General features: G+C 48.0%; 7 protein-coding genes. All 7 read right to left on the bottom strand.

Going from position 1 to position 11110, the window contains the following annotated elements:
* Positions 1–282: 282 nt before the first annotated feature.
* Positions 283–864, bottom strand: a complete 582-nt coding sequence (locus tag NG795_RS08225) for a rhomboid family intramembrane serine protease (protein ID WP_367288165.1) — start codon at positions 862–864, stop codon at positions 283–285.
* 38 nt (positions 865–902) lie between these two features.
* The gene (locus NG795_RS08220; protein ID WP_367288164.1) at positions 903–2837 is read right to left on the bottom strand and encodes a S9 family peptidase; all 1935 of its coding nucleotides are present in this window, start codon (positions 2835–2837) and stop codon (positions 903–905) included.
* Positions 2838–2976: 139 nt separating this feature from the next.
* Positions 2977–3123: a ribbon-helix-helix protein, CopG family gene (locus NG795_RS08215; RefSeq protein WP_367288163.1), complete on the bottom strand. Its 147-nt coding sequence runs from the start codon at positions 3121–3123 to the stop codon at positions 2977–2979.
* Positions 3124–3291: 168 nt separating this feature from the next.
* Complete coding sequence (locus NG795_RS08210) at positions 3292–6498, bottom strand: efflux RND transporter permease subunit (protein ID WP_367288162.1); 3207 nt, start codon at positions 6496–6498, stop codon at positions 3292–3294.
* A gap of 102 nt (positions 6499–6600) precedes the next feature.
* Positions 6601–8529: an efflux RND transporter periplasmic adaptor subunit gene (locus tag NG795_RS08205; protein WP_367288161.1), complete on the bottom strand. Its 1929-nt coding sequence runs from the start codon at positions 8527–8529 to the stop codon at positions 6601–6603.
* A gap of 91 nt (positions 8530–8620) precedes the next feature.
* Positions 8621–9190: a PadR family transcriptional regulator gene (locus tag NG795_RS08200; RefSeq protein ID WP_367288160.1), complete on the bottom strand. Its 570-nt coding sequence runs from the start codon at positions 9188–9190 to the stop codon at positions 8621–8623.
* A gap of 442 nt (positions 9191–9632) precedes the next feature.
* Positions 9633–10802 carry a glycosyltransferase family 61 protein gene (locus NG795_RS08195; RefSeq protein WP_367288159.1) on the bottom strand — a complete coding sequence of 390 codons (1170 nt, stop codon included), beginning with the start codon at positions 10800–10802 and terminating at the stop codon, positions 9633–9635.
* Positions 10803–11110: the final 308 nt, after the last annotated feature.

The raw sequence follows: 11110 nt of genomic DNA, 5'->3' as shown, positions 1-11110 counted from the left end.
CGACCGTACCTACCGTATTGAGTTCAAAATACATACTTACAAGTATCCGCCTGACTAAGTTTTGTCAGTCAACCAGGCGAGCAAGATGCTCGCACTCCACAAGAATGTACGCGAATAACTTTGGGAACCGTTATATAGCGACCCTAAATGAATTTGACAATTGCTCCAAGACTGAAAGTCTTGTAGTGCGAGCATCTTGCTCGCTATCTGTATGCCAGAATGATTTAGACGCGCTATATCAGCGATCGCCTCTAAAAGCGATCGCCCAATTGTTCTGCTGTACTAAATTGACGGACGGCGTGATAACCACCAAGCGGCGATTCCACCGCCAATCAATCCGAATAAATGACCTTCCCAGGAAACACCCGCTTGTATGGGTAATACGCCGATGATAATGCCCCCATACAATACACCGACGATGATGGATAGCAGAATTGAGGGTAAATTTCGTTCAAAAAACCCGCGCGAGAGGAGATAACCTAAATAGCCGAATACCACTCCACTGGCTCCGATATGCCATCCTGGAGAACCAAATACCCAAACCCCTAATCCACTGACTAACATGGTTATAGCAGTGACGACCCAAAAATCGCGAATTTCCCGAACCATGACGAACCAGCCGAGGGTTACAAATGGGACGGTATTGGCGATTAAATGGGGGAATCCTCCATGTAAAAACGGCATAAATAGAATGCCGCGTAGGGTGTCTGGGTGACGAGGCAAAACGCCATAAATGAGTAAGGTGTTTCGGAACAGGAAGAGGTTGAGAATTTGGACAATCCACATGATGGCGACAAAGCCACCCAAAATCAGAATTTGGGTTTTTAGGGTTTCGGCGATCGCTTTGACATTGTTTCTGCTCATTCTTCTACCTCTTAATAGACAATTGGCCTAGGTTTTGATTAGAAATTGTCGATGGGGACGGGTTCTAGTTTCTCTGCGGGTTCAAAGCCAAAAATTCTCGAATAAAAGTAAAATTCTCCATCTAAAGCCCGTTGAATATTTTCCGATCGCCGGAAACCATGCTGTTCACCTTCAAAGGGAAGATAGGCAACGGGAATACCTTTTTGTTTTAAGGCATTAACCATTGCTTCGGCTTGGTTTGGAGGAACAATTTGGTCTTCTAATCCTTGGAAAAAGATGACGGGGCAGGAAATGCGATCGCAAGCATGGATGGGAGAACGCTCGATGTAAATTTGCTTGGCTTCCGGATAGGGACCGATTAATTTATCGAGATAGCGGGACTCAAATTTATGAGTTTCTTTCGCCAAGGCTTCTAAGTCACTGACTCCATAATAGCTGGCACCGGCTTTGAAGACATCCCGGTAGGTGAGGGCGCAGAGGGTTGTATAACCGCCTGCACTGCCTCCGGCGATCGCCAGTCGGTTGCTATCTACCCATCCTTGTTCCCCGAGATATTTCGCGCCATTGGCACAGTCATCGACATCGACAATTCCCCAGCGATTCTCTAGGCGTTGCCGATACTCCCGTCCATATCCGCTACTGCCGCCATAGTTGACATCCAAGACGGCAAATCCCCGGGAGGTCCAATATTGAATGCTTAAACTGAGACTGCTGCTGGCGGAGGAAGTGGGTCCGCCATGACTTTTGACTAACAGGGGCGGTAATTCACCTTCGGGGGCCATGTAATCCTGATTATTGGGCGGATAAAAGATGCCGTATGCGGTTAATCCGTTTTCGGTGGGAAATTCTACGGGTTGGGGTTGGGAGAGGTAGGCGCGATCGACGGTTAAGGTGGTGGATTTGCGGATGATTTGCAGTTCGCTGCTGTCGAGATGGTATTGCGCGATCGCCGTGGGTTCGGTGGGGGAACCGCCGATGAATGCCACGCGATCGCCGTTGACTTGCAGGGAACTAAAGGAGGTGTAGGGCGTTTCGATTTCCTGGAGAATGCCGGTTGTTAGGTTAATACTGCCTAAATGCCAGATTCCGGATTGGGTGTAGGTGCAGATTAGGTGACTGCTGCTGGCAAATCCATAAGTAGACATCCCAAACACCCACTGGGGGAGTCCAAATTCTGCCGCCATTTCGCAGACGGGTTCAATTTTGCCGGTGGTGGGGTGCGATCGGTAGAGATTCCACCATCCTGAGCGATCCGAGACAAAATACAGAGTACCATCCGGCGACCATTGGGGTTGAAAAATTGACTCATCCACGCCTCCGGCGACTTGTTGGGTTTCGCCGAGAGAAGCATCAGGGTTGATTTGGGCGATCCACAGTTCGGTGCCATCCCAAGGCATATTGGGATGATTCCAACTTAACCAACAGAGATATTTGCCATCGGGACTGAGGCGGGGAGTGGCATAAAAGTCTTCTCCGGCGACTAAGACGCGGATATCTGCACCCTCTGCTAAGTTAATGCTGACTAAACTGGTGACGGGTTCTCCCGCGCTGGTATGGTCTTCTCGCACCGAAATTAAGCGTCCCCGGGGCGTATCGACGGTAAAATCGGCATAGCGCATATTCGCTTCGGGCGTGAGGGGTTGCGGTTCTTCTCCCTGGGATTGACGGTAGAGGCGCGAGTCGCTGAAGTTGGAGAAATAAACGGTGCCATTGCTGACGGTAAAAGCACCGCCGCCATATTCACAAACGCGGGTGCGAACGTTGAAGGGTGCCGGGACGATATCCTGGATTTCTCCTTGAGGCGATCGCGACACGAGAACATTTCTGCCTGCTTCTTGGGGTCGCATTTCCAACCAATACAGGGTTTGATTGTCCCAAAAAATTTGCCCGAGTCCAATACTGCCAGCGACGATCGCCGAAGAGGTAATCGGGGATTTCCAGGAACCATAAGGGGCAATTTGGGGGGTAGACATATTCTATCTCTTTCCGTCGAGGACATCAATCAAGTCACTATAGATACCATATCAAAAAGACTGTCATTCCCGAGTGAGGGAAATTCAGGCCGGGTTGGGATGAGACCCTTGGGGTCCTGAATGAAGTTTACCGGCGGAATTACTCTTCTTTTTTTGATTTAGGCAAACGTTTGATATAGTCACGAATGACTTCAGACATGGATACCCCACGTCGCTCTGCTTCTAATTGCAGACGCTCTTTTTCTTGGGTACTGATCCGAATTTGTAATAACTCATCTCGGGCCATTTTTAGGGCTGTGGTTTTAACGATAGGTACAAGCTAATTTAGTATATTGTAATTCCCGGTAACCCGGCAAGGGGAAACTAATTATTGTTTGCTTAAAGTTTAGAGGGGGCAGAGGAAATTAGAGTCAATTGGAAGTTACATCGGGTCGAGACGTAACTTCCAATTGACTTAGCGTCGTCCCGAGGGGAGATTTTCGCGATCGCCTTGTTCTACTTTTCTCAAGGTTTGGGTAGTCTTACCATTCCCATTGGAAAACGACTCCTGTTCTATAGTTTCTGTCAAAACCGTGTTTTCTGTTTCATCATGTCCTTTGTGCATTAACCGATATTGCGCTTTCATGGCAATAGTATAAAACACCGGAATGACATACAAACTTAATACCGTAGAAACAAACATTCCGCCAACAACGGACATCCCGATCGCCACCCGGGCCGCTGCCCCCGCCCCCGTGGCAAATGCTAGGGGTAACAATCCGAAAATGGTAGAAAAAGCGGTCATCAAAATGGGACGAAATCTCACCCTTGCCGAATCGATCGCCGCCTTGGTAATCGAGAGTCCTTCTTCCCGACGCTGATTGGCAAATTCCACAATCAAAATTGAGTTTTTCGTTGCCAAGCCAATCAGCATGATTAACCCAATTTGACTGTAAATGTTTAAATCTAGCCCCGCCATTAACAACGCGGAAAATGCCCCCAAAAGGGACAAAGGAACAGCCAAAAGAATGATGATTGGGTCAATGTAGCTTTCAAACTGAGCCGCTAACACCAAGAAAATAAAGACCAGGGATAACCCGAAGATAAATAGGGTCGATTGTCCAGATTCTCGATATTCCAAAGACTGACCCGAGAGAGTCACTCGCATATCAGCAGGAATAACGGAAGGAGCTAAATTTTCTAAGGCATTCAAGGCATCTCCCAAGGTAAATCCTTGGGCGGGAGAACCCGAAATTGTCGCCGCACGATAGCGATTATAGTGGTTAATTTGCGGGGGTGTCGTTGAAGGACTAACCGTCACTACACTACTGAGCGGAACAGACTGCCCAGACTGTGTGCGAATATAGGTTTGTTCGATATCTTGGGGAGAAGAACGGAATTCTTTTTCCGATTGGACCATGACATCATACCGGCGGTTTCCTCGGTTAAAATTGGTAATCTGCTGTCCCCCAAACATAATTTGTAAGGTTCGGGAAATATCCTGGACCGAAATACCTAAATTCGCTGCTTGTGCGCGATCAATGGTAATTAATAGTTCCGGTTTAGTCAGGGTTAAATCGGTGTCAACGTTCATTAATTCCGGCAATTCATTGGCTTTATTTGCCAATTCTTCTGAAACCCGAGCCAGTTCCTCTAAATCACTGCCTTGCAACACGAATTCTACAGGTTGACTAAACCCAGCGCCCGGTAAAGAAGGGGGATTAATGGGTAAAACGACCGCATCTGTAATCTGGGAAAACTGCCCGAATAAGCGACCAATAATGTCTTGTTGAGACTGACCCTCTTCGGTTCGTTCCGCCCAAGGTTGGAGGCGAACAAAGGCAAATCCCTGATTCACTTGACCGGGAGTCCCCCGACCAAATGCACCAATGGTTAAATAACTTCTAACTTCCGGGATTTTACTATACGCCTCTTCCACCTGCTGCATCACATTATCGGTGTAATTAATCGTCACCCCTTGCGGACCTCGAACAATCGTAAAAATTGCCCCTCGGTCATCGGTGGGAATGAATTCTTTAGGGACTTGATTAAATAAGAAAACGGTTAAAGCTAAGGACCCGATAAAGGCAATTACAACAATCGCTTTAAAGGGCATGATTTTTCGCAAAGACCACCGATATAACCGTTCCATGCGATCAAAAAAGAATTCGATAATCGCAAATATTCCGCCTTTCATTTCTGCATCTCGCTTTAAAATGCGGGCAGATAATGCCGGTGCTAAGGTCAAGGCAACAAAAGAAGAAATTACCACCGACCCAGCGAGAGTGAGGGCAAATTCGGTAAATAACCGCCCGGTATTTCCCCCAGAAAAACCGACGGGCATAAACACAGCAATTAACACCACGGTGGTGGCAATCACGGCAAATACAACCTCACCCACCCCCAGTATTGCGGCTTGGTAGGGTTTCATGTTTTTCTCTTGAATATACCGGACAATATTTTCGAGGACAACAATCGTATCATCCACGACTAACCCAGTCGCTAAGGTCAAAGAAAATAAAGTCAGGGTATTAATAGAATACCCGAGAATAAACATGATGGCAAATGCACCGATCAAGGAAATGGGAATGGTGACGGCAGGAATTAACGTCGATCGCCAGTCCCGTAGGAAAACAAAGATAATCAGAATAACCAACAATGTTCCCAGAAAAAGGGAAATCCACACTTCATCAATGGCGAGTTCTACAAATTCCGAAGTATCAAAAGCTACCTGATAATTTAACCCTTCGGGGAAATTTTTGGAGAGTTCCTCCATTTTTGCTTTGGCAGCGCGAGCCACTTCAATGGTATTGGCACTAGAGAGCTTTACTACCCCTAGAGAAACTGCCGGAATGCCCTTAAACCGAACGAACGAGCGATCGCTTTCTGCACCAATTTCCGCCCGTCCCACATCTTTAAATCGAATTTGCGTCCCATCAGGATTGCGCTGAATAATTAAGTCTTCATATTCCAACGGCGTTTGCAATCTCCCCAGAACCCGTACCGAATATTCCGATTGTTCTCCCTCGACTAAACCCCCGGGAATTTCTAAGTTTTCTTGACGTAAGGCACGTTCAATATCCAAAACCGTCAAATTCCGCGCTGCCAACTTCACCGGGTCGATCCATAATCGCATCGCATAGCGCCGTTGACCCCCGATAAAGATGTTACTGACACCAGGAACAGTTTCCATATTGTCTGTAATAAACTGTTCGGCATAGTCACTTAATTCGAGGGAGGTGTAATTTTCCCCAAATAAGGCAAACCACACGATGGGAGAAACGTCCCCTTCTTGTTTAGTGACTTGGGGAGTATCGACATCCTCGGGAAGTTGACGCACGGCCCGATCGACTCGCGATCGCACGTCTTGGGCGGCCAAATCAATATCGCGATCGAGGTTAAACTGGAGGGTAATCGAACTCACCCCTTCTCGACTTTGGGATGTGAGGGTTTTAATCCCTTCAATCCCATTCAGTTGACCTTCTAAAATTTCGGTGACTTCGGTTTCTACCACGAGGGGACTGGCACCGGGATACACCGTGGATACCGTCACAACAGGCGGATCAATGCTGGGAAATTCCTGCACCGGCAATCTTGTATAACCGACTAACCCAATTATGATAATTAACAGGGAACAGACGGAGGCGAAAACCGGGCGTTTGACAAAAAAAGTAGTAAACATTAGCGTTAGGGATTCGCGACAATTAGGGCTAGTTCCTGAACTATTTAAAGTGAGAGAAAGGTTCAAAATTTTTCACTCTCACTTTTATCAACTCACCGATGCTTAGGGCGAGGGTGCTGCCTTCGGGGAAGACTCGGGATTCGCGGAGGGTGGTTCATCGACAAGGGGACGAATCTGATCCCCATCCGAGAGGCGTTGTAAACCGGAAATGACGATGCGATCGCCGTTTGCCAGTCCTTCAATCACTTCCGCCCGATCGCCTTGGACCAATCCCAGGGTTACCGCCACTCGTTCCGCCGTCACCGGGTCCTCCCCTCGCGCCACAAAGATAAAGCGCTCCTCCCCTTGGAAGGTAATTGCCGTCGTGGGTACCACAATCCGATTGTTCCGTTCGTCCCAAACCAACTTAGCCCGCACAAACTGGCGATCGCGCAGTTGTCCTTGATTGGCAAAACTGGCCTTAGCTAAAATCGTTTGGGAATCGGAATTCACCGTGGGAGAAACAAAACTCACCTTCCCCACAGACAAGGGTTGTCCATTGGCATCGGTAATTTCCACCGGCATCCCTAACTTCAGATCCGCCCCCCGTTCCAGGGGAATCGACAGCCGCAATTCCAAAGCATCATTTTGGGTCAACGTCGTTAATTCCTGCCCGATACTGACGACATCTCCCACTTTCGCTGGAATATCGCCCACAATTCCCTCAAAGGGTGCGACGACATTGGCATCTTGTAACTGCACCTCCAACGCTCTCACTTGGGCGATCGCCTCCGCCACTTGTGCCTGAGCTTGGTCAATCTCCTCGGGTCGGGTCCCATTCTCTAATTGTCGTAACTCTTGCCTTGTTTCTTCAACTTCCGCTTCTGCGCGGGCAATCTCTTCCGGACGTGCGCCATTTTCTCGCTGATTCAGCAGTTGCTGGGCTTCCGCCACCTCCGCTTGAGCCTGAGCAATTTCTTCGGGACGCGCCCCCCGTTGCTGCTGGGCTAATGCTTGTTCCGCTTCCGTCACTTGTAATTCAGCGCCAATAATGTCCTCTTGACGCTGCTTTTCCAACTCCTCCACCCGTTGGCGAAAGCGCTGTAAATCCGCTTGGGCGCGTCGGCTTTCCGTAACCACTTCATCAAAGCGATCGCGGGAAATTGCCCCTTGATCCGCTAACTCCCGATTCCGTTCCACCCGTTCCGTGGTTAACTCCACCCGCGCCTGAGCATCCGCAATTTGGGCTTGAGCTTGGGCGATTTCATCCCCGCGACTCCCCGCCCGTAAGGATTCCAGACCCGATTTCGCCTGTTGTAACCGAGCCTCCGCTTGGGCAATCTCTTCCGGACGAGTCCCCGCGCGCAATTGAGCCAGTCGCGCCTCCGCTTGCCGCAAACGCGCTTGTGCCTGAGCAATCTCTTCTGGACGAGTCCCCGCCAGCACCTCCGCCAATCGGGCCTCCGCTGCGGCTAAACGGGCCTCTCCTTGAGCAATTTCCTCGGGTCGGGTTCCCGCTTGTAATTCTGCAACCCGAGATTGCGCCCGAGCTTGTGCCGCCTGTGCTTGGCGGAGTCTGGCTTCAATTTCCCGAGTATCAATCCGGGCAATAATATCCCCTCGGGAGACTTTATCCCCCGCTTTGACATTAATCTGACTCACCCTTCCCGCCATTTCTGGGCGCACCACTGCTGCCTGTTGTGCCTCTAGGGTCCCGACAAACTCTGATGTCTCCCTTAAAGTAGTCATTTCCACGGTCGCTAATCGCACCGCCACCCCTTGGGGCCGTTGGGGTGCGCCTTGCTGTTCGCTACTCGCCATTGCGGTTTGCCGCCATTGCCAGAAATACCAGCCAGCGCCACCCCCGGCGACTAAGATGAGGAAAAACAGAGCAGAAGCGAGCGATCGGCCCCGCCTGCTGCTCCATTTAAACCGGCGCTTTTTACCTCGTAACGGTTTGTCTTGCTGTTGCTCTAATTCGCTTTCGGGAGGAACAGAATTTACGGGTTCTTTAGTTTCCAGTTCTCCATTGGAAGGGTTTGTTGATTTCATGTTTTTCCCTGTTTTTGTTCGACTTTTTAATCAATAAGTTAAAGTTTTATGGGGGATGTATTAATTAAGGGATTTAAACCGATGACGAAACTTAGCGATCGCCTAAGTGATTTGCCCCTCCCTTTGCTTTCCCCCTATCCCCATGTCCCGACTGTTGCACCTCAATGGCAATTTGTTCTTGCACCCATTTTATTTCTGATTTGAGAACATCCAGATGTCGATTCCAGACAGCGACTTGATAGGAATCCTCCGGCAAAGGTTTTTCGCTGAAACTTTTGTATCGAGCGCGACAAAGCACTAAACGATGTTCCATTAATTCCAGCCTCGCCTCCGGTTCTAAATCGCTGAAAAAGAAACATTTAATCGCAAAACGAGCGCGACTTTTCACCCAGCTATCCTGGGGATGTTCGAGCATTTTCTGCCGCCAGCGATCGCACCCACTGGGAGTAATGCCATAAATCGTGCGACTGGGACCTGCGTCTCCAGATTCCCGGGCGATCGCAGCAATGTAACCCCGTTCCTCCAAGCGTTTCAGCAAGGGGTAAATGGCTCCATAGTTGACGCTCATGCAGCTACTCATAAATAGCTCCAGTTCTTGCTTCAACCTGTAGCCATGTAAGGGATGGCGCTGCAGCAGTCCTAAAGCAGAGAGTTCAAGCATTTATATCATTTTGATATATCCAGGCTACAGTATAGCCTAATTGATTAAATTTTGTTAAGTTTCTGGGTGATGTCCAGGTGAGCCGACAGGCAGGCATAGTGCAGCGACAGGAACTCATAGAGCGAACCTAAATCATTTTGACAATGGATCCAACAGCCGTTCCCCTTGGAGTGCCAGCATCTTGCTCGCTATTGTTATAGCAAATTGATTTAGACCCGCTATATATAGGGTCTTGAGTTCTTAATGTTTAACTGTAATAAGTTTTTTTTGCGGGTGCAGCCTTGGAAACCATATCTGTTAAGGCACTCATGGTTGCCTGCCCGACAAAGTTCTGGAGGGAGCGGTGATCATTCAAGAGTAGACTCGTCATTTTGATGACCACCACAGATTGAGCGGACAAGTTTCAGTCCTAGGGGGAGAACAGAGGGGGAAAATAAAAAAGCTATTCAAGTTGCATTTGCTTCAGCATGGCTTCAAATTCAGGAATGTTTACCTGAATGTCCTCTAGTCTGAGGTGAGGATCTTCAAATGGCTTGGGTCGTTCACCTGACCCAAATAGGTAATAATAATCTAAGCCAACTTGATTGGAAATGTTCCAATAACTGACACTAACATAATTGGGGGAATAAATCTCTAATACTTTAGTGTTTTTAGGACAAAAAATGAGATTTGTAAGTCCAGCACCATGAGGGGCAACTACACAGTTAGCGGTGGCAAATAACTCGATTTGCTCGGATAGGGAATAGTCTTCTAAAAAAACTTTTTCAAATCCTTTGGGTTGCAATCTATCAAATATTACCTCTTCATTGAGAAGCCGTCGGCTGCTGGCTTTGTTGCGGCTAATGTAGAGACGTCGGGTTTTTTGAGAGTCATCAGAATCAAGAATTGACTGGGGGACTAATTCTTGCCTGAGAAAATCAAAGACCCAGTTCCCAATGTTACAGGTTTGGTGACGAACAAAGGAGGGCACTAGCAAACGTTTCGCTTGTAGGTGAGGGTAATCTGCTGCGGTGATAATTTTCTCTTGGGGAATGTTGAGAAGATTGAGTGAGTCGCGCTGAAAGGCATGGGCTAGGTCATTGACGATAAAATAATCGATGTCTTCAAACCAATCTGGCGATCGCCGCAGTAGGGCATATCGAGGTAAAACATCGACGATCCAGTGAAAAAACGTGTTCGCACCGGCAGAACTTAATACAGCAACCGTTTTATCTAGGTAGGTAGGTGAAGGAATCTCTTGGTGGAAGATTGGATGTTTTTCAGGCTTATTTGGGTCAATTCTCATGTAAATTGACGCATCAGATAACAGGTAATTATCTGGAGTAATCACAGCGACGCCCTGGCAAAACCTTCCCCCTTCTACTGATGCTAGATAGGCAGGTCGGGACAGGGTTCCATAGTCTAGGGTGAATTTCCAGTACAGTTCGGCATCAATGGTTTTGGGTGCTTGGCGGCATAGGGTTTGAGGAGGATAGATGTTTTGTATTAAACCATTGGACTTGCGCTGGCGATCAGAGAGTTGGTTCCACCAGTCCCCAATTGTTGGATAAAACCCCTGCGGGGTATAGGATTTCTGGATTTTCTGTAAGAACGACTTGATATAGGATTTCACTTTGTTTGAGGCGTCACAGCCATAGATATGGGTCTTTAGCCTTATTATCAGATTTTGATAAATTTGTCAATAGACATCTCCAAAAACCAAACGAGTGAGTAAAAAAAGAAACAATATTTTCCCGGAAAAAAGAAACCTTATACCCTAAAAAATCTGTTGATTATTCTTCCTAAAAGAGAAGAGGAAGAGATGGTCAATATACAATTTTTAGGATTGGTCAAGTTTTATTGGAATGGAATCTGTGGGGATTGCCCCTGTAGTTAACCCGCGCAGGGGTGCTTGGTTTGTGGAGCCAGACCCTTGAGGGT

The sequence above is a fragment of the Laspinema palackyanum D2c genome (genome assembly GCF_025370875.1).
GTDB classification, from domain to species: domain Bacteria; phylum Cyanobacteriota; class Cyanobacteriia; order Cyanobacteriales; family Laspinemataceae; genus Laspinema; species Laspinema palackyanum.
Note: the sequence above shows the minus strand (reverse complement) of the source record. Positions and strands in the feature narration are given on the sequence as shown.